The sequence below is a fragment of the Undibacterium sp. JH2W genome (assembly GCF_049340425.1).
Lineage (GTDB): Bacteria > Pseudomonadota > Gammaproteobacteria > Burkholderiales > Burkholderiaceae_D > Undibacterium.
This window is the reverse complement of record NZ_JBMPOT010000006.1, coordinates 330,877-355,252: the sequence shown is the minus strand read 5'-3', so window position 1 is coordinate 355,252 and position 24,376 is coordinate 330,877. Positions and strand designations below refer to the sequence as shown.

General features: G+C 50.9%; 23 protein-coding genes. 12 read left to right on the top strand and 11 right to left on the bottom strand.

Features of this window, described 5'->3' with window-relative positions:
- The first annotated feature begins 54 nt into the window (after window positions 1–54).
- The 4 genes from ACO0LC_RS11305 (at window position 55) to ACO0LC_RS11290 (ending at window position 2,703) form a co-directional block, all read left to right on the top strand.
- Window positions 55–513, top strand: coding sequence for a hypothetical protein (locus ACO0LC_RS11305; RefSeq protein WP_423003013.1), 459 nt, complete (start codon window positions 55–57; stop codon window positions 511–513).
- 603 nt (window positions 514–1,116) lie between these two features.
- Window positions 1,117–1,473: a hypothetical protein gene (locus ACO0LC_RS11300; protein ID WP_423003011.1), complete on the top strand. Its 357-nt coding sequence runs from the start codon at window positions 1,117–1,119 to the stop codon at window positions 1,471–1,473.
- Between the two features lie 511 nt (window positions 1,474–1,984).
- Window positions 1,985–2,314, top strand: coding sequence for a hypothetical protein (locus ACO0LC_RS11295; protein ID WP_423003009.1), 330 nt, complete (start codon window positions 1,985–1,987; stop codon window positions 2,312–2,314).
- A gap of 98 nt (window positions 2,315–2,412) precedes the next feature.
- A complete protein-coding gene (locus tag ACO0LC_RS11290) occupies window positions 2,413–2,703 on the top strand; it encodes a hypothetical protein (protein ID WP_423003007.1) in 291 nt (96 codons plus the stop codon).
- Window positions 2,704–2,936: 233 nt separating this feature from the next.
- Here ACO0LC_RS11290 and ACO0LC_RS11285 read toward each other — a convergent pair whose 3' ends face one another.
- The 3 genes from ACO0LC_RS11285 to ACO0LC_RS11275 form a co-directional block, all read right to left on the bottom strand.
- Window positions 2,937–3,833, bottom strand: a complete 897-nt coding sequence (locus tag ACO0LC_RS11285; protein WP_423003005.1) for a diguanylate cyclase — start codon at window positions 3,831–3,833, stop codon at window positions 2,937–2,939.
- A gap of 129 nt (window positions 3,834–3,962) precedes the next feature.
- The gene (locus tag ACO0LC_RS11280; RefSeq protein WP_423003003.1) at window positions 3,963–7,985 is read right to left on the bottom strand and encodes a response regulator; all 4,023 of its coding nucleotides are present in this window, start codon (window positions 7,983–7,985) and stop codon (window positions 3,963–3,965) included.
- A 488-nt stretch (window positions 7,986–8,473) separates the two neighbouring features.
- The gene (locus ACO0LC_RS11275; RefSeq protein ID WP_423003001.1) at window positions 8,474–9,448 is read right to left on the bottom strand and encodes a DUF535 family protein; all 975 of its coding nucleotides are present in this window, start codon (window positions 9,446–9,448) and stop codon (window positions 8,474–8,476) included.
- A 580-nt stretch (window positions 9,449–10,028) separates the two neighbouring features.
- Here ACO0LC_RS11275 and ACO0LC_RS11270 point away from each other — a divergent pair.
- From ACO0LC_RS11270 to ACO0LC_RS11250, 5 genes are all read left to right on the top strand, one after another.
- Window positions 10,029–10,229, top strand: a complete 201-nt coding sequence (locus ACO0LC_RS11270; RefSeq protein ID WP_423002999.1) for a hypothetical protein — start codon at window positions 10,029–10,031, stop codon at window positions 10,227–10,229.
- A gap of 234 nt (window positions 10,230–10,463) precedes the next feature.
- Window positions 10,464–12,092 (top strand): SulP family inorganic anion transporter, encoded by a 1,629-nt coding sequence (locus tag ACO0LC_RS11265; RefSeq protein ID WP_423002997.1) that lies wholly within the window; start codon window positions 10,464–10,466, stop codon window positions 12,090–12,092.
- 227 nt (window positions 12,093–12,319) lie between these two features.
- Window positions 12,320–12,679, top strand: coding sequence for a hypothetical protein (locus tag ACO0LC_RS11260; RefSeq protein ID WP_423002995.1), 360 nt, complete (start codon window positions 12,320–12,322; stop codon window positions 12,677–12,679).
- Between the two features lie 244 nt (window positions 12,680–12,923).
- Complete coding sequence (locus ACO0LC_RS11255) at window positions 12,924–13,454, top strand: REP-associated tyrosine transposase (RefSeq protein ID WP_423002993.1); 531 nt, start codon at window positions 12,924–12,926, stop codon at window positions 13,452–13,454.
- Between the two features lie 154 nt (window positions 13,455–13,608).
- Complete coding sequence (locus ACO0LC_RS11250) at window positions 13,609–14,085, top strand: hypothetical protein (RefSeq protein ID WP_423002991.1); 477 nt, start codon at window positions 13,609–13,611, stop codon at window positions 14,083–14,085.
- Between the two features lie 191 nt (window positions 14,086–14,276).
- Here ACO0LC_RS11250 and ACO0LC_RS11245 read toward each other — a convergent pair whose 3' ends face one another.
- From ACO0LC_RS11245 to ACO0LC_RS11230, 4 genes are all read right to left on the bottom strand, one after another.
- Window positions 14,277–14,495, bottom strand: a complete 219-nt coding sequence (locus ACO0LC_RS11245) for a VF530 family DNA-binding protein (RefSeq protein ID WP_423002989.1) — start codon at window positions 14,493–14,495, stop codon at window positions 14,277–14,279.
- A 78-nt stretch (window positions 14,496–14,573) separates the two neighbouring features.
- Window positions 14,574–15,275, bottom strand: a complete 702-nt coding sequence (locus ACO0LC_RS11240; protein ID WP_423002987.1) for an SMI1/KNR4 family protein — start codon at window positions 15,273–15,275, stop codon at window positions 14,574–14,576.
- Window positions 15,276–15,369: 94 nt separating this feature from the next.
- A complete protein-coding gene (locus tag ACO0LC_RS11235; RefSeq protein ID WP_423002985.1) occupies window positions 15,370–16,659 on the bottom strand; it encodes a tetratricopeptide repeat protein in 1,290 nt (429 codons plus the stop codon).
- A 205-nt stretch (window positions 16,660–16,864) separates the two neighbouring features.
- Window positions 16,865–17,101, bottom strand: coding sequence for a hypothetical protein (locus ACO0LC_RS11230; RefSeq protein WP_423002983.1), 237 nt, complete (start codon window positions 17,099–17,101; stop codon window positions 16,865–16,867).
- A 778-nt stretch (window positions 17,102–17,879) separates the two neighbouring features.
- Between ACO0LC_RS11230 and ACO0LC_RS11225 the strand changes: the two genes are divergently transcribed.
- Complete coding sequence (locus ACO0LC_RS11225; protein WP_423002981.1) at window positions 17,880–18,440, top strand: exonuclease domain-containing protein; 561 nt, start codon at window positions 17,880–17,882, stop codon at window positions 18,438–18,440.
- A 75-nt stretch (window positions 18,441–18,515) separates the two neighbouring features.
- Here ACO0LC_RS11225 and ACO0LC_RS11220 read toward each other — a convergent pair whose 3' ends face one another.
- Together ACO0LC_RS11220 and ACO0LC_RS11215 are read right to left on the bottom strand one after the other, a co-directional pair.
- Window positions 18,516–19,274, bottom strand: coding sequence for a carbonic anhydrase (locus ACO0LC_RS11220; RefSeq protein WP_423002979.1), 759 nt, complete (start codon window positions 19,272–19,274; stop codon window positions 18,516–18,518).
- Window positions 19,275–19,744: 470 nt separating this feature from the next.
- Window positions 19,745–20,155, bottom strand: a complete 411-nt coding sequence (locus ACO0LC_RS11215) for a hypothetical protein (RefSeq protein ID WP_423002977.1) — start codon at window positions 20,153–20,155, stop codon at window positions 19,745–19,747.
- A gap of 141 nt (window positions 20,156–20,296) precedes the next feature.
- On the opposite strand from ACO0LC_RS11215, the gene ACO0LC_RS11210 reads away from it, so the two are divergent.
- On the top strand, window positions 20,297–20,743 hold the full coding sequence (locus ACO0LC_RS11210) for a hypothetical protein (RefSeq protein ID WP_423002975.1): 447 nt from the start codon (window positions 20,297–20,299) through the stop codon (window positions 20,741–20,743).
- A gap of 260 nt (window positions 20,744–21,003) precedes the next feature.
- Here ACO0LC_RS11210 and ACO0LC_RS11205 read toward each other — a convergent pair whose 3' ends face one another.
- Window positions 21,004–22,038, bottom strand: coding sequence for an MBL fold metallo-hydrolase (locus ACO0LC_RS11205; protein ID WP_423002973.1), 1,035 nt, complete (start codon window positions 22,036–22,038; stop codon window positions 21,004–21,006).
- Window positions 22,039–22,171: 133 nt separating this feature from the next.
- Here ACO0LC_RS11205 and ACO0LC_RS11200 point away from each other — a divergent pair, with 133 nt between their 5' ends.
- Entirely contained in the window at window positions 22,172–23,062 is an 891-nt protein-coding gene (locus ACO0LC_RS11200) for a LysR family transcriptional regulator (protein WP_423002971.1), read from the top strand.
- A 441-nt stretch (window positions 23,063–23,503) separates the two neighbouring features.
- Here ACO0LC_RS11200 and ACO0LC_RS11195 read toward each other — a convergent pair whose 3' ends face one another.
- Window positions 23,504–24,154 carry a pYEATS domain-containing protein gene (locus ACO0LC_RS11195; protein WP_423002969.1) on the bottom strand — a complete coding sequence of 217 codons (651 nt, stop codon included), beginning with the start codon at window positions 24,152–24,154 and terminating at the stop codon, window positions 23,504–23,506.
- Window positions 24,155–24,376: the final 222 nt, after the last annotated feature.

Genomic DNA, 24,376 nt, shown 5'->3' with positions numbered 1-24,376 from the left:
GTGCATGCTATCAATATCACTGCCACAGACATGACATCAACCTTAAATATCATCATGAACATATACAAGCTTTGTTTACTCGCAGGTGCAATTTCCCTGGTGACGAGTTCTGCTTATGCGCAGTGTGAGAACGAAGAGGCGGTGCGCCGTACGTCTGAAAAGATGAAAACCTACATCTCCACGAACCAGCAACGTCAAAGCGACACGTTTGACGAAATAATGCGTTCATTCGAAGTGAAAACGGACAAGCTGGGGTGGACGAAAGTGCAAAAAGGTGATTTCTTGAAGCAGATGCAAGAGAATGAACAATATGTACAATTTACCCAGAAGCTAAAGCAACAGCAACTTGCGGTGACTGCTGTGCAAGAAGAATTGTCCACGAAGGATGTGAATGGCGACTCTCGCCGCTTGTGTACAGTCGCGCAAAAATACCTGCCTATATTCAAAAAAATCAACGAATTGAATGAGGAATTATTTGCCTATATGAAGAAAAAAATTGCGGCGACAAAGTGAAGAGATGGTCGCAGCCACTCTGCGAGCGGTGACTATTTGGGGCTGCAAGTAGCCCGCTCCATACGTACCATTTTTTCCTTGCTATCGCAATGAAAAATTGGGTGTAACGTATTCTGCGGGTCTAATGAAACCTTAATGAACGAAGAAATGCATCATAGCGCTTTCTGGCACTAAGCAATTGTGTGCTTGGCGTCATTAATAGCACTTCAACTTCATCAATATGATCAAGATGTTTTGACGAAAATGAAGTTTTTATATTCGTGATATTTGTCTTTCCGATTCTATTTTCATATCTTGATTGCCGCGCAAAAATTTTCCCCAAGTTGATTGATTTCACTCTGCCTGGCTTAATCCGGTGGCTTAATACTGGCAATTGGCAACATTGTACGAAGCCTTCATAAGATCATGCGCTGGATGTGTAGTCACCATTTAAATTCCTCGCATTATCTTGTCTTGTAGCAGTTTTTCGAGATGATTTGCTGACTGGTTTTGGTTAGAATGTCTGTCGCTGTTGCTGCCTGCTTTGCAGATGAGTGGTTTTTCCATGCTCTATGCAATAGCCGGAATAGCCCAAGGAAAACAATCAACAAACCCGGAGTGAATATGACGACATTTGCAGATGAAGTAAAACGACGCGAGAAAGTGGCTAGGGAAGCGATCAGGCTGGCGTTTGAAAAGGGGAGTGATGAATCAGGTGCCGGCTTGTTCGTTTATCACCACCTGGATGAAATGGAAGGCGAGTATTGGCAACAACACCTGGGTACGACAAAACCTGAGCCAGCCCGCGTGCTTGACATCTTGGTGCTGCGTTCGCACTGGGGGGATGAGGAAGATGAAGAAAATGAAGATGAAGGCATGGATGTCTTCGACTTTACCTTGCCTGACGATGGGACTGATTATGTGATCAGTGTCCGCTTCGATAGCGCAGGCGCAGTGCAAGAAATTGATATGGAGAGTTGATTGCTTCTTTGTGTCAAAGAGGACGGGTGCTAGCTGGACCAGAATTCATAGCCCTGCGCTGGAAATAATTATCCGCACAGGATGACAAGCTGGTGCGCACGGCGCAGCAGTATGTAAGCCTCTACAAAAAACAAACGACGCCATGTATGCAAAGGCGTCGTTTTTTATTTTCTCTTTAACTCCTGAATTGCTCTGTGGTGTAGCAGGGGTCTCGAGGAGTATTCTCCTCGCCTGCGAAACGAAGGCTGCATGCAGCCCTTCCTTCCTCTGTGCCTCTGTTGTGAAAGGTCTTGGTACTCTCTATCCCTACGCGCGTAACGTGCCAGCACCACAATCGGTTGACAAGTGACATGCCGTTTAGAACAACAACACTAAGCCCCATATTCTGTGGTTTTTTGCGTCAACGCAATGTCTGCGGGCGGCGTTTTTGGCTTACGTAGCAACACTACGAAACGCAAAACGAAATACAAAACTTAGCAAGCAACCCAAACAAACGAATAGGAAAAATATCATGAACAAACTGATCGCCGCCATCATCGCTTCCACAGTTGTTATGGGTAGCGCATTTGCACAGACGCCAGCCAGTGCTTCTGCAACTACTACAGCTAAACCTGCTTCAGCAGCGGTAGCCGCCAGTGTCGCAAAATCTGCCCCGGCAGCTAAAGTAGTAGCGGCTTCTGCCTCGGCTACAGCATCTACTCCAGCGACACCAGCAGCAGAAGCCAAGCCAGCCGCTGACAAAGCAGTCAAGCATGAGAAGCATGAGAAGCACGCTAAAAAAGAAGCCAAGAAAGAGGAAGTGAAACCAGCATCCGCTTCTGCAACAGCAGCATCGAAATAAGTCGTCACGCTATCAAACTATAAGTAAGAGCACCGGCAGCATGGGCTGCCGGAAAAACCAAAAACTGCTCTCTACTATTTATATCAAGGAATATTAAAATGAACAAACTGATCACCGCTCTCATCGCTTCCCTCCTTGTTATGGGTAGCGCATTTGCAGAAAGCCCTGCGGCACCGAACAAGGCAGCAACTGCCACAGCACCGGTGGCTGTGACCTCAGCCTCTGCAGCGGCCAGCACACCAGCACCAGCGGTGAAAGCAGCAAGTGCAACAACGGAGAGCACACCGGTCAAAAAAGCAAAGCATGGCAAGCATGCCAAGAAGGACATGAAAGCGGACGATGCCAAGGCAGCTGTACCCGCAGCTTCTACGCCAGCAGCATCGAAATAAGCCGCTAAGCCTGCAGCCTTGTCATGAGGCTTGCAATTGAAAAAATCGACGCTCTATTCATGTGGATAGGGCGTCGATTTTTTATGCCTGCTACTATTCACCACAGAGAAAAATTAATGTGCAGGGTAATGCGTTATAACGCACCACCACCATCACACCCGGTGCGTTGTAACGCACCCTACATTCCTTGTAAGTTGGGTCCCCCTTGCCTAGCAAGCTAGCCTGCAAGATGTTCAGGCAGCTACCTGGTTACGCCCGGCCTGTTTGGCGACATACAATTTCTCGTCGGCGGCGACGACGAGGGTGGCTTTGTCATGCTGGTTGCCGGGGACGGTGGCGGCGACGCCTATGCTGAGGGTGACAATGTCGCGCACCCTGGATGTGCTGTGGGGAATGGCTTGTTCAACAATGGCCTCCAGCAGGGATTCTGCCTTGCTGACGGCGGCGCTGAGTTCGCATTCGGACATGATGCAGATGAATTCTTCACCGCCGTAGCGGGCGACAACATCGTGGGGGCGACGGAAATTGGCGTCCAGGCAGGCGGCGACGGCAGCCAGGCAGACATCGCCTTGCTGGTGGCCATAGTGGTCATTGTATTGCTTGAAGCAATCGATATCGATCATCAGTACGGCCACGGATTTACCATAGCGCTGGCAATGCCGCCATTCCTTGTCATAGGAGTTGTCAAAGCTGCGGCGGTTGGCGAGACCTGTCAGGGGGTCGGTAAACACCAGTTGTTTTAGCAGGTCATGTTGCAGTTTCAGGGTGATCTGGGTTTTGACGCGGGCGCGTACCACGTCCGGGTTGACGGGTTTGCTGATGAAGTCCATGCCACCGGCCATGAGGGCGCGTGATTCTTCTTCTGCGTCGTTTTGGGCAGTGACAAACAGAACGGGGATGTCGGCGGTCAGTTCTTCTTGTTTCAGGCGTTTACAGACTTCCAGGCCATCCATGTCCGGCATCATGACATCGAGCAAGAGCAGGTCGGGTGGGGTTTGCCGGCAAAATTCCAGGGCTTTTTGGCCGCTGGTGGCCATGAAGACTTCATGATCGTCTGCAAAAATCTGGTACAGGGTCTGGATATTGATGACCTGGTCATCGACAATGAGTATGCGCGGCCGACGTGACAAAAATTCTTGGTTATTTGTTAAAGATGCCAAATATTTGAGTGTGGACATGTCAGTGTCAGTCTATGCAGCCGGATTACTGTCTAGGATAGCATTTGTCATGCCTGATGCGGTCAAATTATTGGCTCATTATTAATGGGCGTCCAGCACTTCTAGCGCTCTCGCAAAATCCAGCGTCAACATGGCTTGTTGCATGGCTTCCTGGCGTGGCGCTGGCCACTGCTGTTGCAAGCTGGGCTGGATCTCTTGATACAGGGCGCTGGCTTTCATGTTCTGGCTTTGCAACAAGGCCTTGAGCTCTTGCAGTTTGGCTGTGTCGACCTGGCTGGTGGTATTGTCGCCAGGCGCGGCCTGGCTGGCGTTTTGTGCTTGTAGCCAGGTTTGTACACTGGTGATGGTCAGCTTGAGTTGTTGCCTGGCCGCATCGAGCAGGGCAGGGATGCGCACTAGGTCTTGCTGGACGATGGCGGTTTCCAGCACTTGTGCGGCCTGGGCAAAGTCTTTGGCACCCAGGGTGCCTATGCTGCCGCGCAAGGTGTGCAGGCTGCGGGCAGCCTGTTGTGCTTCGCCTTGCTGGCAGTGGCTGGCGGCTTGCTCAAAATCATCATGGGCGTGATTCATCATGTTTTGTATCACGCCTGAGAGGGTTTTGATGAGGGCAGGGTTGCCTTTGGCCAGGGCCAGTAGTTTGGCCGGGTCGAATACCCCATTGCCTGGGGGCGGGCTGCTGCTGATCAGTGCAGCGGGAGCAGGCACAGTGAGCGTATCAGTATCATTGACAGGGTTTGCTGCTGTCAGTGTTGCTGTGCCGCCGGTTGCTGGTTCTGCCGCTGGCGTGGCGGGTGACATGTGGCGTGCCATGGCGATCAGCATCTGGTCTATGTCTATGGGTTTGGAAATGACGTCGTTCATGCCTGCTTCGAGGCAGCGCTCACGCTCAGAGGTCATGACACCGGCGGTCATGGCGAGGATGGGGATAGGCAGGGCCAGTTCCTTGCGCAGGATTTCAGTGGCAGTCCAGCCATCCATGATGGGCATTTGCACATCCATGAGTACCAGGTCAAATTGCCCGGCAGCGACTTTTAAAATTTCCACCGCTTCGCTACCGTTATTGGCCAGTTTGACGACGGCACCGGTTTGTTCGAGGATCTTGGTGGCGACGATCTGGTTGAAATAATTGTCTTCAACCAGCAAGATATGTCTGCCTGCAAAGCTACCCTGGCCTATGGCAGGTGGCATACTGGCATGGTGCCCGGCGGGCAGGGGGCTGCCTGACTGCTGATGCAGGCTGGTTTCTTGCAGCACGTCATACAGGCTGGAGCCAGTCACGGGTTTCAGCAAGACGGCGTCGGGGGCGTCTGGTTTGCCATCCATATTCAGGGCGCTGCGGTCATAGGCACTGCTCATCAGGATCAGGGGGATATGCTGGCTGGCCAGCAAGGATCTGATGGCGGCCAGGGTAGCCAGGCCATCCTGGCCGGGCATATGCCAGTCTATCAGAATGGCACAATAATCGTCAGCACTGTTGGGAAATTGTGCCAGTTGATCGCGTACTTTTTGCAAGGCTTGCGGGCCAGAACTGGCGGTGTCAGCCTGCCAGCCCCAGGCTTCTATGGTCTTGGCGATATAGCGGCGGCTGGTGGCATTGTCATCGACTACCAGGATTTTTCTGGCCTGGTTGCTGCCTGGCGGCAAGATGGCGGGTTTATCCTCATCTGTCTGCACAGGGGCGGCTTGCATGGGGATGCTGACGATGAATTCGGTGCCCATGCCTTCCTGGCTTTGCACGCGGATGTCACCCTCCATCAGGTCGATCAGGCGTTTGGAAATTGCCAGGCCCAGGCCCGTGCCCCCAAAGCGGCGTGAGGTCGAAGCATCGGCTTGCTCAAAGGCACTGAAAAGGCGGCTGATCTGCTCGGCCGACATGCCTATGCCTGTGTCGCGGATAATGAATTGCACCTGCAAATTGTCGGCATCCTGGCCTGCCAGTTGCACCAGCAACGAGACTTCACCTTGTTCAGTGAATTTGATGGCATTGCCTATGATGTTGATGAGCACTTGTTGCAGACGCAAGGCATCGCCTATTAATTCCCTGGGCACGGCTGTGTCTATGCCCATCGATAATTCCAGCTGCTTTTCACCGACATTGACCGACATCATATTGGCCAGGGCGCTGAGTATGTCCTTGAGGTAAAAGCGGGTGGGTGACAATTCTATGCGGCCTGCTTCTATCTTTGAGATATCCAGGATGTCATTGAGTATGCCCAGCAAAGACTGGCCCGACGAGCGTATCATTTCCAGATAATGGCGCTGGGTGGCGCTCAGTTCGGTCTTGCCCAGCAGATAGCTCATGCCCAGTACCGCATTCATGGGGGTGCGGATTTCATGGCTCATATTGGCCAGGAACTCTGACTTGGTGCGGCTGGCCATCTCAGCCTGGTCGCGGGCCGCGATGAGCGAGGTTTCCAGCTGTTGCTGGCGGCTGATGTCAGTGGCGATGCCCAGGTAACCATTGATCTGGTTATGCTCATCAAGCACGGCACTGATGACCAGGCTGACTGGTATCTGCCTGCCAGACTTGTGTATATAAGTCCATTGCTGCGCCTGCACCTGGCCTTGCCGTGCTTTGACAGCGAAAATATCAAAACCCTCTACAGCGTAGCCCAGCTCAGCCTTCAGTATGGCTGCGCGGGCTTGCATTTCTGCTTCCAGATGGATGATGGCAGGGGTTTGCCGGCCCACCATCTCGGCTTCGGCATAGCCCAGCATGCGCTCTGCGCCAGGACTGAATACCTGTATCAAGCCTTGCAAGTCGGTGGAGATGATGGCGAATTCGCTGGCAGCGTCAAAAATACTCTTGAGTCTGGCCTGCGTGCGCAATTCTTGCATTTGCGCCTGTTTCAGTGCAGTGATGTCGGTAGAAAACGCGTACACGCCTTGCAGTACACCATCGATGGTGTGCGGCACATACGAGGTCAGCACATAATGGGGCTTGCCATGCTGGGATGGCAGCGTGCGTTCAAACATTTGTGGCACACCCGCCAGGGCACCCTCGATATGGGCCAGGCTTTGCTGGAACACTGCTTCACCGACAACCTCGCGCACATGTACACCCTTGATACTGCTGGCGCTAAACCCAAACCATTGCAGAAAGGCTGCATTGGCAAAGCGCAGCTTGAGCCCTCCATCACAATAACTGATCATGGCTGGCATATGGTTGATGGTGGCTTGCAGGTTGGACTGGCTATGAGCCAGCTCTTGCAGGGCATGTACCCGTGCTGCTTCCTTGAGGCGACTGTCATTCAAGCTGGTAGAAAAAAGCATGGGAGGGATGGCCGTCATCAGGATGGGCAGGTAAAGCAGGACGATTTTCCAGTTGGGAAATTCTTGTGGCAAGGCGATATAGCCAAAAGAAACCATCAAGCCCAGCGTAGTGATGACCAGCACCAACAGTAAATGTGATTCTTCATACTTCAGTCTGTGGGCGGCGAAGATGAGCGCCACCAGCGCATACACAAAGGGGAAAGGCATATATAACAAAGCCAGCAAGACCAGCACCAGGATAGTCAGGGCAAAGCGGCCAAAGCGCAGCCAGTCAGCACTCAGGTCGCGCCAGCGTGGTTGCCGCATTGCCAGCTGCAATAAAGGGAAAATCAGGGTTTGCCCTAGCGCCGCGCTGACATACCAGTTGGTAAAGGTATACCCGAAATCTGCCTGACCGTCCCAGGCCATCAGCGTTGCCACCAAAGTGGCGCTACAGGCGCAGGGCAGGAAAAAACCCAGCAGTATCAGCTTAAGCAAATGCGGGACCGAGCGGTCAAAATCACGTGCCAGATCCCCTTGTTGTATGACATAGCTGACCAGGGCTATCTCCAGCACATTGGCAAAGCTGAACATGCCAGCCACAATCGCACTGCCGCCTGTCAGCAGATTGGCGGCAAAGCTGGCCGCTGCCGCCAATAACAAAATCTGCCCCTGCCAGTTACGGCTATGCCCGCACATCACCGCCACTGCGACGGCATTGGCATACCAGAGTGTGGCGATAGGATCATCCCCCGGCGTCAGCCAGGTACCTGCCAGTGCCAGCACAAAATACCAAAAGCCAGCCATGAGCAAGCGCCTGCGGGCAAAGTGGGGCTCTTGCTGGACGCTCATCAAGCGGTTCTCCGGTATGGGGGCATGGTAAGTAAGTGTAGACGATATTCTTATGATAATTGTAAGGGAATGTGGAGAGGTGTGGGGATTTTGCTAAGCACTTGTGTGATTTACATCATGCCGCCGTGATAGCAGAGGGTGTTTTATAGTTAGGACTTACGCAAAACCGCCCCAGCTGCGTTGCAGCGCCTGCATTTAGCAAATGAGGTACTAAAGTACTGTCTTCGTCGCTACGGTGTTTTGGGGTTTCAGACAACATGCTGTCTGCCAACGCAACGAGCCACCCATGCAAGGGTGGCTTCATAAAAGCGTTAGCCTTGCTGGGACAATTTTGCGTAAGTCCTGATAGTGAATGCGCGCAATGGTCAGGCAGAGCCGTTCATCCACAAAACCGGACCTTGTTTGGTGCGTTATAGCGCACCATACTGGAAATGGCGGGGTGTAGGGCGCGTTGTTGGTGCGTTATAACGCACCATAAGATCTACGCCTTAAGCCCCAAGCAGGCTCCGCCTGATTCCTTCACGCATGGCTTGCGTCAGGTTGTCACGCGCACGGTATTCGCTACGCTTGTTGGAAGGGCGCTCTGACAGGGGGATGCTTTCACTGGCCAGCGGCAGCAGCCAGTTGCCATTGCTGCGCAAGGAGGCACCGGCGCTTTGCCACAGAGTGTCGTATTCAGCCTTGATGCATTTGCTGAAGCGGTAGCGCCAGGCCTGGTAGATGTGATTCTTTTTGGCGATGCATTCTATGTCGCTGCAATGCAGTGTCCTGGCCAGGCTGCGCAGTGCTTCTATCAGCAGCAGGCGTGGCTGTATGCCATGCAGACTCTTGGTGCAACTGCGTATGGCATCGCGCGCATCCTGCTTGCAAGACTGCAAGCCGCCCACGCGGATAATGAGTTTGTGGGCAATGCGGTCAAAAGAAAAACTCAGGCACTGCAATAAACGCCCATCCTGAAACAAGCCCAGGCTGAGCCCGCCTTCACGCTTGAAGGCGCAACTGCGAAACAGACTGATGCGGTAGTCTTCCTGGTTTTTGCCTTGCAATGCTGCCAGTTCAAAGTTTTTTCCTGCCAGCATGTCCTGGGCGCGATGATGGCCAAATAACTGCGCCGACAAATGAAAATGATTACGCAGTAAGTGCAGGCGGGTAGCGCTGCAGATCTGGCGGTCAAAGAAGGGGCGGTGGATGGCGTCAAGCAAACTGACATCGGCAGGCACGGTTTTGCGCAAATAAGTCTGATGCAGATAGTGATACCAGCGCAGGCTCACTTGCGGACGCAAACTGCTGCGTACCAGGAACAGACATTTGCTCTTGAAATTGCTGCCGCCATCGGTCAGACGTGAATGCAGGGCCCAGCGCAGGCTTGCCACGAAACTGCCTGATGCATGCAATTTTTTTGTATCAATAGACTCCAGCACCCGGCCCGTCGTCCACAGTTCCCGCCAATTCAAACTATTCACTATGACACCATTTGTTTCGTATTGCTGGATAATGTAACTCAATGTATCAGCAATTGGAATATATTGGCAAGTTTAATTTTGTCGTCAATTTGTCATCATTTTATCTGGAGTTAACTGAAAATAGTCAATGTGGCTTATTTCTGCATAACTGATATGTTGACTTAAAAAAAGAAAAGAAGCGAAGTTAGCCGAATTTAAGATCAGATATTTTGCTTTGTAACTTTATGTTGCATTTCGCACCAGTTTTACAAGGAGCTTGCTCTTGGTTTTTGCCTGCAAGTAGCTCGGCAGCTTATTGCCAGCAATTGAAAACGAAAGTAAAAGCAGTACAGGTTGAGCTGGCAAATAGTTTGCACTCATGGCGGAGAAGGGCAATATTTTCCAGGTACCGCATGATGGAGCTTAAGGCTGGCAAGCACCTGACAAAACATCGTTGCGAGGCATAGTCAACTAGTAAGCAGCTGTGATCTTTAATATTTATGCAAGATCTGGAGTCTTTTGGGAAAAAATGCGAGAATATTAAAAATACAGCAACACATGCTACAAAATGCAAATGTAAGTGCTCTCAGGCGAGATTGATATGAGCCAACATCCCAGCGGCAACGCGACAAGCATACGGACGATGATTGTGGGGGCTTGCATTGCCATCATCCTGGCTTGCGTCCTGTACTGCATCTTCCTGCTACCTTACTCGGGCAATGTCGTCGATATTATTGTTGGCCTGGTGCTAGGCCTGGCCGTGCTGGTCTTGAAACTTGTCGGGATAGAGCCGGAGGAGTAAAGCTTGGCATATCCAGATAAGCAAACCAGCTTCGCTTGCCTTAAAACCGGATGCAGAAAACAAACAAAGAAGTAGTGCCCCTGGTGTTCTTACTGGGTAGCTGCATTTCAGCGTAGCATTGATTGTCCTCATCCATGTCCACGCGGCGTATACTGGGTGTAATAAAAGCTAAATCATTTAGCTAATATATACTCGATTTCACAATGCCTACTCATACAAACGCTTTCAAAAAACATGAATAAAACCTGGGCCTGGTCTGACATCATCGCGGGTTTGTCGCTGGCAGGCCTGTTATTGCCAGAAGCCGTGGCTTACTCCAGCATCGCCAACCTGCCACCGCAGGCGGGCATCCTTGCCTTGTTTGCTGGCTTGTTATGTTATGGCTTGCTGGGCAGCAGCCGTTTTGCCATCGTTGCGGCCACATCCTCATCGGCCGCGGTGCTGGCATCGGCGTCAGCATCGATGGCGAATGGCGATGCGGCGGTACGCATCCTGGTGGCAATGGGCATGGTCATGATGACGGGGGTGTTTTTCCTCTTCGCTGGCATGGCCAAACTGGGCAGTATTTCTGACTTCATCGCCAGGCCAGTCTTGCGCGGTTTTGCCTTTGGCCTGGCTGCCGTCATCATCATCAGGCAGTTTGCCCATGTGGCAGGCGTACAGGCCCAACATACCGACATGCCGCGTTTTATCTATGAATTGCTGGGCCAGGTGCAAGCCTGGAACTGGCTATCGCTGGCCGTGGGCCTGGTAGCCCTGCTGCTCTTGTATGGCCTGGCGCGCATCCCCTATATGCCTGCGGGCCTGCTGGTGCTGGGCCTGGGCATAGGAGCGGGACAATGGCTGGGCCTGACGCAGCATGGGGTGCATGTGGTCGGCCATATCGACTTGCAATTGCAAGCCCCGACACTGCCTGAGCTCGGCTATGGGCAGTGGCTGCGCATAGGTGAGCTGAGTATCGCCATGCTGATGATCTTGTATGCAGAATCGTATAGCTCCATCCGCAACTTTGCGCTGCGCCACGGCGACAGCATCAGCCCCAATCGCGATTTGCTGGCGCTGGGGGCTGCCAACTTGCTCTCTGGCCTGTTCCAGGGTTTGCCGGTAGGCGCGGGTTTTTCAGCGACCGCGGCCAATGAAAGCAATGGCGCGCAAAGCAAATGGGCGGGCTGGGCGGCCGCTGCTGTCTTGCTGCTCATCGTGCTGGTCCTGCTACCCACCATCGCCCTGACACCGGTGCCGGTGCTGGCGGCCATCGTCATCCATGCAGTCAGCCACTCCTTGCGGCCATCAGCGTTTTACAGCTATTTCAAATTGCACAGAGACAGGTTTGTCGCCATAGCAGCTGTGGTCGCGGTACTCTTGCTGGGCGTGCTCGACGGCTTGCTGGTCGCCATTGGTTTCAGCTTGCTGATGCTCTTGCGCAAACTGGCCGAGGCCAATGTCACTGTGCTCGGTCGCCTTAACGGCGGCCATGATTTTGTCAGCCTGGTCAATTACCCGGAAGCCAAAATCATCCCCGGCGTACTCATCTTGCGCCCCGAGATGGCGCTGTTCTTTGGTAATGCTGAACGCAGCATGGCACTGGCCAAACAATATGCCGCCGCCAGCGATGCCAAGGTCATCGTCATGAGCCTGGAAGAATCCCCCGACCTCGACAGCTCTAGCATAGAAGCCTTGTCCGACCTGTGCGCCACACTCTACCTACAGAAAAAACATCTGATGCTGGCCCGCCTCAAATTCGCCAGCCGCGTCGTCTTGCAAAGAGCCGAGATACCACATCTGCATATAGGCAGCTTCAGCGAACTCAGCGTCGACGATGTCGTCGTCATGGCGCGTGAGGTGTATGTGGATAAGGGCTAAGGCGAATTAATGCAATACCAAAATTCTCACCACAAAGCCAGTAGGGTGCGTTATAACGCATCATCGGCAGGCGTAAAATTTGACAAGAATGATCAAGGGCTGATTTTTAACATAGAATGATTTGAAATTGACACAGGTCATGGTTTCATGATGGAGCGTGATGGTGCGTTATAACGCACCCTACAAGGCTAACTTACCCTCTATCCTAAAAATGAAAGCAATCTCTAATGCAGTTCTCAAAATCCAAACAAATTGTCCTGTGTATCTGGGTGCTGACTATATCGGTTTGGTCACCTCTCATCTGGCTGCAGATTTTTCAAACTGATTTCTACTTCAGCAATGTTCGTGGCTTGCAAAATTTTGAGGTTTCTGCCCCCATCTTATTGATCGTACTTTGCTGGGCCATCCTGTTATCCATACCAAAAACCAGGACAAGAAAAAATATCTTTGCCGCTGGCAGTTCTTTGATGAGCATAGGATTTTTAATGCAGTATTATCAGTTTTTTCATCATACTGGCGGCATCATCCTCTTGTTTGGTGGATTGGGCTTGCTGAACACTTTGAAAGATAACTTCAAACCGCTTTGATTTATCAAGCGCGCTGTAAGTCCAGCCAGTAGGGTGCGTTATAACGCACCATCGGCAGACGTAAAATTGGGCAAGAGTAATCAGGAGCTGCGTTGTTAGCTATACTGATTTAAATTTGGCGTGGCCCTGGTTTCATGAAAATGGCAGGTAATGATTTTATTCATATTCGATGGTGCGTTATAACGCACCCTACTTATTGAGTTTGCAATATACTTTTTGAAAATCAATTTCTTGAATCTGCACCATGTCCAATTATCGACGTGCCTGGCATCCAGGAGGGACGTATTTTTTCACCGTCAATCTTCTCAAGCGTGCAGGCAATGATTTGTTGATTCGTCATATCGATGTATTGCGTGAAGCTGTTCGCGTGGTACGCGAGACGCATCCGTTTATCATCCATGCCTGGGTAGTCTTGCCTGATCATTTGCATTGCGTGATTGAATTGCCGCCAGGTGATATTGATTTTTCTGTTCGCTGGCGACTCATCAAAAGTCATTTTTCAAAAGCCATTCCAAAGACAGAAGCAATGAGCCTGTCCCGGTTTAGTCGCAATGAACGTGGTATCTGGCAAAGACGTTTCTGGGAGCATCTGATACGCAATGAACAGGATTTTTTCGCGCATATGGATTATGTCCATATCAATCCACAAAAACATGGATTGGTTGAGCAAGTATCCGATTGGCCGTATTCAACCTTCCACCGTTTGGTAGAGCAAGGTATATACCCAAAGGAATGGGCAGGCGGTGAAGAAGATCAACTTGATCACCGTGAGTAGGGTGCGTTATAACGCACCATTTGGGACAACAAGATTTGTCCATTTGAATGGTGCGGATGTTGTGGGTGGTGCGTTATAACGCACCCTACGAGGCCGTCGAATTGGAAGCGTATGCCTGGCCTCACTTATAATGTCAAAAACTTTGAAAGTACCCATGCAATTCCGCAAACTGCTCTTGCTCACTCTGTTCCTGCTACCCATCGCCAGCCATGCGCAGGCACCCAAAGAACTGCTACTCAATAAAGAGCAACTGGCCAAGTACGCACTGTCCTATAAAACCGATGAGGTTAAACACCTGCGCCGGTTTCTGAATACCTATGCGAATAAGCGTGATGATGTTTCACCCGTCGATGAAAGGGCCGCCCAGGTTCTTGATACCTTGAAGATAGACAAGAAAATTCTGAAAGGCAAATTCATGGTCTATCAGTATTCCGGCATCATAGGCGGCGGCAAAGGCGTGTCCATCGTCTCGCAAGATCATCCAGAAGTGATACTCGATTTCTGGGTTTATAAAACTGAAGGCAATGCTTGCGAGGTACGCGATTTGCTTCTACAAGAAGATAAACACGATCTGGACGAGTTTCAAATTGTTTACCGCAATTATTTGCACCATAAGACCCTGGCTATGTGATGAAGATTTGAAACCACAGCAGGCAGCCGCAGCGATGTTTGCCGTTGTAGGAGCGGCTTTAGCCGCGAACATCTGCCTGCGCAAGTGTGGTGAGGTGGGAGAGCAATGCGGATTGTTGTTTGCTGTTCGCGGCTGAAGCCGCTCCTACACAGGGCATGCTCAGACATCGTCAGGACGGGCTGATCTCTATGTTACCCCGGCATCCCCAAATACAACTCTTCCACCTTGGCCCGCGCCCATGGCGTCTTGCGCAAGAACTTCAGGCTGGATTTGATGCTGGGGTCGCTGGTGAAACAGTTGATGTCTATCATCTTGCCCATGGCATCCCAGCCATAATGGGCCACCAGTTGTTCCAGGATGGCTTCCAGGGTGATGCCGTTGAGGCTGCGTGGTGGCTGTGCTTGGTTCATGTCTTCCTCGTTTGTTATCCTTGCAGATGCGCATCATATCAGCTTGTGATGATGGTGCGATGGTGCGACTCAGGGTCACTACACATCCCAGCGCGCCACGATGTGCACCGGCCAATCGACGCTGGCGCGCTTGCCTTGCATGAGCAAGTTATATTCTTCATCGGTGATAAGGCAGGGCAGGCGTTCAGTGCGGCGGCCATAGCTGACTTCAGTCTCCATCACCGGGCGCTCAAGATAAGCTTGCAGGCGTGCTGCATCCTCAGCGGGCAAGTAAGTGCTTAGCCTGCGGATATCGGCCAGCAGGCATGACCGGGCTTTATCCGTGCCGGATAAGTCATCCACCAGGTGACTGATATCCGTCATCGCCGTGACCAGCCTGGAATACATAAAATCAGCAAATGAAAATGCCTCTATCGTATGCCGGTCTGAGTCATGCCAGATATACACCACCACACACTCGCCTTCATGCGCTGTCAGGCAAAAGACATCACCTGCGCCAGACTGTGCAAAAGGGAAGAAGCTGCGGCCGTTCTGACTTTCAGGCTTGAGCCAGCCGTTGATGGTTTGCGCAATCGCCTCCGCATCCAGCCATTCAAAATCATAGCTGCTGATCAGCGCAGGCGGCGCTTCCTGCATATAGTGTTCCCAGTTGGCTTGCCAGTCTGCCCGGTCTTTGCCGTAGCTGCTCAAGCCATCGCGGTAGAGTGCCTGCAACAGCGCTGGCAATTCGATTTGGGCAGCCATGGCAAGGGTGGAGGCTTCTTTCAATATATTGTTCATGCGCTTGTCGCTCTAAAAAATATGGCTGACAGGAAAATATGTCAGCGTGAACAGGATAAGTTTTTTGGTGAGGGATGTTTTTTCTTTGGTCACTCTATTTTTTTTCCAAGGCAATAGCTTCGTCTTCCCTATTCGTCTTGCGGTACAGGTCAGCAAGTTTTTTACGGTCTATGACTACTGCGTGATGATCTGGATCATGTACTTTCAGCCAAATTTCAAGTGCCCGCTTGTATAAGGCCTCTGCCTCAGCGTATTTGTTTTTCTCCACATAAAATGAGGCAAGATTGTCCATACATTCTGCTACATATGGATGATCAGGGCCGAGGGCCTTTTCTCGAATTGCCAGCGCGCGTTTGTAGAGTGCTTCAACGTCAGCAGAGTCTCCTTGCTCATTATGGATCAAGGCAAGATTATTGAGTACGCTTGCGACTTGGGGATGATATGGGCCGAGCGCATCTTCAAAGATAGCAAGGGCACGTAGTATTAAGCGCTCTGCGTTTGCGAGTTTGCGTTGTTTTCTGTAAAGCATTCCAAGGTTAACCAGCGCTGCTGCCACATCGGGATGCCTTGGACCCAGGGCTTTCTCCAAGTTGGCCAAGCTACTTGCTTGCAAGGTTTCAGCTTCTGCATATTTCCCTTGATGCACAAGTAACTCTGCAAGATTAATGAGAACGGTGGACTTCAGAGTTACAGGCGGATCACTCGATTTTTCAAGGATGAGCAGTGCTCCCCGGTAGAGAGATTCGGCTTCAGTGTATTTTTCTTGCGCGCTCAAGGTGCGCGCGAGATTACCCATAGTTAACGCCAGATTTGGATCATTTGGATGAAGTGCCTTTTCATCGTTCGCCAATGCACGTCTGAATAAAGCCTCGGCTTCAAAGTATTTTCCCTGATCTTCGAATATTGCGGCAAGGTTGTTCAGGCTGACTGAGACTGCAGTAGCATCTGACCCATAGGCTTTTACCCGGATCGTCAATGCACGCATATTCAAGGATTCAGCCTCTGCATACCTGGCTTGTGCATGGTAGTTTTGAGCGAGATTGTTCAGCAACGTCGCTACTAAAGGATGATTTTTTCCCAGCAGCTTTTCCCTGATCGCCAGTGCGCGTCGGTACAGTCGTTCAGCGGCTGTGTAATTGCCTTGCCGTTCATCAATCAGGGCGAGTTTGTTGAGCACATTTGCCATATCAAGATGATATTCTCCACGTTTCCTGGCAAGTTCCAGCAATTTTTTCGCAGTGATGGCGGCATCTGTATAGTTTTCTTGATCGTAAAGCAGGAAAAACTTTTCGTTCAAGGCTTTCACTTCTTTGGTTTGCGCATGCACAGGTAAACCGGTCGCCATGAAAAGAAAAAACAGCACTGTGCTTAAGTATTTTTTCATAGGTATAGTGGAAAATTTGTCCAGATGAATTTGCACATGCTCACGCACAATCCGTATTTAATGCAGTAGGGTGCGCCGTGTGCACCTCTTTTTCTGGACACATGGTCATGGTGCCTTACAACGCACCCTGCAAATTTTTTATGCACACGGTGATGGTGCGCATGGCGCACCCTACTGTCTATAACCTGGGGTAATGGCACTATGCTCACTCAGCATTGAGGCGCTTCAAGCGTTGCCCCAATATCCCCCAGATGCAATCCTCGCCATCGACAGTGCCGCACATGGCCCAGCCTGTGCCTATCTTTTGCACGGTGACCTCACAGTCGAGTTCTGCGGCGAGTTTTTTCGCCCAGTTTTCTGCAGCGCTCTTGCCTTTGAAAAGTTCCTTGCCTTCAAAAATCACGGTAGTGTCAAATACGGGGGCGGCGAATACGGTGTTCATGCGGGTTCCTGGATGTGGTCGTGGGTGTGGTGTGCAAGCGGCATTGTAACTTAGCGCTCGCTAGACAGTAATAAATGCCATCTTAGCGTATGGTCGTTCAGAACTTTCATCTGAGATTTTTTTAGCGCGGTTTGGGATCCAGCAATTCTGCCAATGTTTGAAATCGTAAATCAGATATTGGTTGATCGCATGACATGGACGTGGTCCGCTTATTTTTTACGATACGAACCCCTTCAAAATAACCATCGGCTTCTGGCGACGATGAGCTTTCTATGATGTATGTTGTTCCCGATTTTTGTACACGGTAGGGTGCGTTATAACGCACCGCCTTTCACCTTGCATCATCCATCATTCGCATCGGAACTTGATGAACATGGCGCACCCTGCTTTTTTTTTGCGGCGATGGCGCAACACCCTTCATCAAAATACTTTCTTTTTTCAAGCAGCTATTGCTACAATCCGTTCATCGTCACACTACCGCACATGCACTTTATGTGATCAATACCCACGTCGAGTAACGCTGGGTAAGTTTGCCAGATCAAAAACAAGAAGTAAAAAAACTGGCATAACATCGAATGCTCAGCGCGATGCCGCATGTCTGGAACGATAGTACATGGGCAGACTTGGCCAGCTTGCACTGTCTATGGATCAATTCCGGCTTTAGTACGGCATCAGTACACGATACGCATTTGTTCATCAACAGGCGCCAGGGCTTAGCCACTGTCGCTGCTGCGAGTTTGCGTCTACAGAAAAAATTAAAAAAATAAGAAAATAAAACATGAAAAAAATAAAAAACTACCTCGTCATCGACTTTGAAGCCACCTGCTGTGATCAGGGCAGCGTGCCGCGTGAGCATATGGAAATCATAGAGTTTGGTTGTGTCATGGTGGATGCGAGCGACTTTGTTATCGTCAGTGAATTCCAGAGTTTTGTGCGGCCTGCCAGACATGCACAACTGACGGCCTTTTGTCGCAGCCTGACCTCTATCTCACAACAGGAAGTAGATGCAGCGCCCGGCTTCAAGGAAGTGGTGACGCAATTCAAGCATTGGCTGTATCAATACCAGGATTTTGTATTTTGTTCCTGGGGGGATTATGACCGCAAGCAATTGCAGCAGGATTGTGGATTTCACCGCGTCCCCAATCCCATAGGTGCAGCACATATCAACCTTAAACCATTGATGTCAGAACGATTTAATCTGAATAAAAAACTGGGCCTGGGGCAGGCCATACGTCATGCCGGACTGGAGTTTTCTGGCACAGCCCACCGTGGCATAGACGATGCGCGCAATATTGCACGTTTGCTGCCGTTTTTGTTTGAGGCCAGTGCTGGGCAATGATGAAAAGCAAGGGCAAAAAAATATCCCCCGTCAGCGACAGGGGATATCATAAACGACTAGCTAGAAATCAGTATATTACTTGCTGACTTCTACTACGCGGCCATTCAGAGGCTGCACTGGACGTGCATTCATCTTGTACATTTTTTTGAATGCAGCCAACTGGGCTTTGGACAATTCTACAGGTTGTTTCAAGACTTGCCAGCGCACGCCATCGCTGCAAGGTGGGGTCGTCAAAGAGCCCATGAAGCGGTAATAGGCACGTTCTGCCGGCAAGACTGCAGCTGGATCAAAGCTGGCTAAAGGATTAGGTTTGCCTTCTGCTGGCAGGGCAGCGAAAACGGGTGCCAGGGCTGCGTTTTCTTTACCGGTTTTGAACAGTACGGCGACGACGAACAATTTACCATCAGCGCTTTTGTGGACAAAGTGCGCTACCAGGGGGAAGTTGGCACCGTTGATTTTTTCTTCGCTGGGTGTGTGGAAGTGGAATTGCAGCAAAGCTGCTTCATCACTGCCTACCTTCAGTGTACTACCGGCTGGCAGGTTCACTTGTATGGTGTGGCCATTGTTGATCACTTCAGCACTACCGGCTTTGTAGCCAAAATCCAGGGCTGGCAAGTCGGCTTTTTTAGCGTCTTTAGAGACGATATCGATAGGTGATTGTTCTTTGCTGATTTTGCAAGCCTGGTTGGCAGCATCCAGCTCTGCCCACTTGGCAGGGGCACCTTTGCCTTCATAGCCCCAATGTGCGGGGCCCGCTTTGTCATCGGCGTGGGCAGTGGCAAAAGACAGGGCAAAAAGGCTGCCCAAGATGGAAGCGAGTAACTTGTTCTTCATTCTATTTTCTCCGTTGTAAAAGATCTTGCGGTTGGCACTACTGACTACGTGGGCTGGCGATACTTGATGAAAGAGGCTGGCAAATCTTTAAAGACGGCGACCTGCCCTATGCGGTAGCACAGGCTGCGCATGTTCATGTATTGCTATTCCTGCAAGATGGGCGCATTTTACTGGAAATGTTTCCAAAAATGAAGCATGTCCTTCATTATTTTTAAATCAACAATGCCTGAGGTTTATGTAAAGCAATTTCTTTAAAAAAAATGCATTCTAGACATGCATCTACCATGGCACTATAGAACAGCCAGACGTGAAATCAAGCGATTGTGGTGAAAAAATAACAATTACTTTTTGGCTGCAGTAAACGTACGATGAAGGCACGAAGTTGGGGAAATCTGGTGGAATAAGGCGCTGGCAGAGACTGACTCTATGAATAGCTGGAAGCAGCCATTCTTGATGCTTGTCTGCAATTTTTAAAGTGGTTTGAATTGTGCAACACGCACACTATCACCCTGGAACATGCCATCTTCATATTGTGATGAGAGGAAAATTTTCTCTTCCCCTGTGCTGAGCAAGAGTATCTGATGCTGTGCATCTTCGAATTGCCAATGAATAAAGTGACTGATGAATCTCGCCCAGTAAGGATGTTTGTCCATGCTCACCATATGCAGTAGTTCCTGATGGAAGAATGTAGTTTCTCTTACTTCCATGCTGTATTGTAGTGGCCCCTGGCCCCAAGAAATGTAGAGGGCCGTACCAGCCTCCATGCTCAATTTGATTTGTCCATCAAGCTGGTGCCACTGGCTGACATCTTCGCTAAAGTCTTGTGCTGACTCATGGGCGAAGACGTGGTAATCAACATGCTCGAGTCGCATAGATGTCATGCCAATATGGTTTTCAATTGTGTATCAAGCATGAAAGTTCTTGGTTTGCCCAGTCAGGGCTACGTCATAATTTACAAAGAATAGCACTGCATTATAAAATCGCCGGTTACACACGCAGTTAAAAATGAAGGAATCGTTTGCATGCTGACACGCATATTCTGGAGATGTTTTGTTGTTTTAGGCCTGGTTTATGCCCTACATGAAGCCGTGACGGGTTATATAGAAAACCGCGCATTCAAAGCGCATGGTCTGGTGGCAGAGACAGATCAGATTTACAAATACGATCAAACCGTACATACCCGCAAGCAGCGTGGACATAGTCCTGACGTCTCGATCACCAATGAAGCCGCAATCAGTTTCATGACAGCAGAAAATGCCAAGATCACTGTCAAAAAAAGGCTGCCAGATGATGTGCTGGAAAAGTATAAAAGATATGAGCAAGTCAATATTGAATACCTCAGCAATGAACCAAATACTACCCGCTGGCGCGGTGAGAAAAGGGATGTGCGCGGCTCTATCATGTTCAGCCTGTTCATGCTGGTATTGACGATTATTATGATAGTCACCTGGCGTAGTGAAACTGAGTGAGCCTGGCTGTGCTGGCGACATCCAGGTTCTGGCCATCATTTCAGTAGGGTACGTTGTAACGCACCATGCCAAAGCCACATATTCTTTTCATATTGCATGATCCACGAAACGGTGCGTTATAACGCACCCTACTCTGTAGGGTTTCTTTCGTCATGAGAATACGATTCCTCCGGGCCTCTGTGGCGAGATTTTTGGTCTTGACTTCAATCTTGTCGAGTGCGATGAATGGAATTAAGTTGGTACTCAAGCTGGCAAGACTCTCAATACGTCCCCTGTATCTGATACGGTGCGACCAGCCATTCATAGCCCCCTGCTGGGCTATTGCCTATGTGACCCAGACCAGGGAAGGACATATGGGCGCTGCCAACCAGGTAACCCTTGCCTGCGGCCAGCTGCAATAAATATTCACGCGACTTGATGGCTGCTGCTGCATCAGAATCATAGGCGATGGTGATGCTGGGGTCTTTGAATTGCGCATTGCCTACATGGATCACATCACCCCATAACAGCAAGTTTTTGCCCTGGCTGGCGATGACATAAGCCGTGTGACCTGGTGTATGACCATAAGAAGGCAGACTGCTGATGCCCGGGAAAATCTCTTGCGCACCATTGAAGGTTTTCAAATGACCGGCATCTGCATACGGGTTCACCGTGGCGCGCGACTGGGTGAAGGTCAAACGCCTGGCGGCAGGGGCTGCATCGGCCTGTGTCTGGCTCAGCCAGTAGTCAGCATCTTTTTTATCGACATACACATCAGCATTCGGGAATACCCGTTTGCCAGCAATGCTCAAGCCACCAGAATGGTCACCGTGTATATGCGTCAGCAAGACCGCATCGACTTGCTCAGGCTGGTAACCGGCGGCACGCAGGTTGCTGACCAGGCGGCCACTGCTGCTGTCTTTGCCACTGCCAAACAATTCACCCGCCCCAGTATCCACCAGCACCAGTTTGCTGCCAGTGTTGATGAGGTAAGTATTGATGGACAACTCGGCCGGTAAGTCTTCATGGTGATGGGCAAAGGCGGCGCGCACTTGCTCAGGTTTGCTCATGATCTCATCGACATGGCGGGTGGCCGTGCCATCAGACAGCACCGTCACTTCAAAACTGCCCAGCATCATGCGATAAAAACCGGGGGCCTGGAATTTTGCCATGGGCACGCCTGCTGTTTTTGCGGATTCTGCATGGGCCTGGCTTGGGGCACTGATGGAGAGGGCGATGGTCGCCGCGACTGCACCTGCCAGCAGTGTGATGGCCCTGGCGATGTGATTCATTGGCAGTTTGATGGTGGTTTTCATGATTAAGCCCTTATACCTGTGATGTTATGCGTTTTTTTTTGCGCTTTTGCGCTGAACAGGGCTTCAGTATAAAGAGGAATTGTGTTTCAATAATGCACTATTTATTCAATATATTGTGTAGTCAGGCTAACTAATGCGCGCCAGCGAATTTGCAGAATTCAGAGCCTTCGTGGCCATTGCAGAGCGACAAAGCTTTGTCAGGGCCGCTGCTTTTCTGGAAGTCACTCCATCGGCCCTGAGCCAGTCCATGCGCCAGCTGGAAACCCGTCTGGATGTGCGGCTCTTGCACCGCACCACACGCAGCGTGTCGCTGACCCAGGCTGGCCAGCAATTGCTGGATCACTTGCGCCCCGTGCTGGAAGGGCTGGAGCACGCTGCCGATGTCGTCAATGATTTTCGCGAAACACCTACAGGGACGGTGCGCCTGACCGCACCAAGGGTGGCCACAGAATTGCTGCTGGCACCCAGGCTGGCAGAATTTCGCCAGACATACCCCCACATCGTGCTCGACATTTCGGTAGAAGATAAAACCATAGACCTGGTCAAGGGCCGCTTTGATGCAGGCATACGCCAGGGCGAATTGCTGGCACAGGACATGATCGCCACCAGCATAGGCCCGCAGCGCCGCTTTGTCTGCGTCGCCTCGAAAGCATATATCGCCAGACACGGCATGCCGCATACCCCGCTTGATTTGCAAACACATGAATGCTTACGCATCAAACGCCCCAGCACCGAACTCAAACTGCCCTGGGCCTTCATGGACAAAGGCCAGCCACTCGACATCACCGTCGAAGGACACCTGATCGTCAATGACGCCGGCCTGGCCCTGGCCGCCGCCCTCAACGGCGCAGGCATCGCCGCCCTGGCAGAAGACTATGTCCGCCCTTACCTGCAAAGCGGCCGCCTGCAAGAAGTGCTGCCAGACTTTGCCAGCACGCGCGCGGGGTTTTATTTGTATTATTCCAGCAGACGACATATGACGGCTGCCCTGCAGGCATTGATTGCCTTTTTGCGAGTGGGGTGAAGGGGGGTCATGTGATTTTTTGAGCATGCAGATGGCAGTGAAAGACCAAAAGACTCACCACAGAGATGACACAGAGATGGTGCAGAGTTTATTGGAGGAATATCGCGTGATCTATTGCTGATTTTTTTAAGAGGAAACGGTGCGCATGGCGCACCCTACCAGCTTATTCAAACGCCGCTTAGTAGGAGCGGCTTTAGCCGCGAATGCCTTGCCGTGCCCATCAATTCGCGGCTAAAGCCGCTCCTGGAAATGCTGGACCAAGATGTGACGCAAGCTAGTAGGGTGCGTTGTAACGCACCGTTTTGCAAGTGAGGGCAGGCATGTCAGAGTGGTGCGTTATAACGCACCCTACCGGGCTAATTATTTATGAGCTCTAACGTGGAAGTAACTGGTGTTGCGCCGCATTATCGCGCAACGTCCGGTTGACTATAGGGCTGGGCGTCATTTCGCGGCCACCTCGTCCGCGGTCAATGGAGCGCTACCGCCCATTTCAAAATCCAAGTATCTGTGAAGGATGACCGAATGACCATCAGTGAAATGAATTTCAGCAGAGCATAATGTCGGGCCATATGCGCACAGGCGTACCGGAAATCCCGCATACCGGTTGGTAGACGTGAAAATGGTGTTTTTCCAGAAACGGCCGAAAAAGTAATCGACTTTACTGATAGCGGCCAGTGTTCCTTTGTCCTCGTGGGGAATTACATAAACGAGAATGTCAAATTCTTGCCCTTCGGTCCTGGATTTCGCAATTCGATGAACGAGTAGTACGTTCCTACAGTTTTGATAATAGCCGTCTCGGTCTGTCATTCGGCGACCGTCGTCTTTTCGCGACTCTGAGCTTGGGTTTGCAAGATCAATGTGATTGATGTTTACTGCTCCGACCTCGAATGCGCCCATTTTTACCGCAGCGCCAGACCTTAGGCGGTCACTTAGCGTTCGGAGGAGTACCCGAAGCTCCCTTCGAATTAGGAACAAGAGAAAGAGCGCGAATAAAGGCCATGCCACCGCACCAAGTATGTCTGCCACCACTGAGTGCGGTTGCTCCTTGGTATCTTTGACGGTAAGTGCAGTATTCGTGGAAGTATCAGCCATTTAGAATTCTCCTTGACGCTCAACTTCAAATAGGTTGAAAAAATATCCAGCCTAACCTGGCGGTCCGTCCGCCTTTCCTGGCGAGGCAATTCCTTTATTACCGTAGATCTGTGAAGCATTCCGAAATATACCGTATTTGGCCAGTAGGGTGCGTTGCAACGCGCCGTTTTGCAAGTGAGAATTGGCATTGCAGAGTGGTGCGTTATAACGCACCCTACCGGG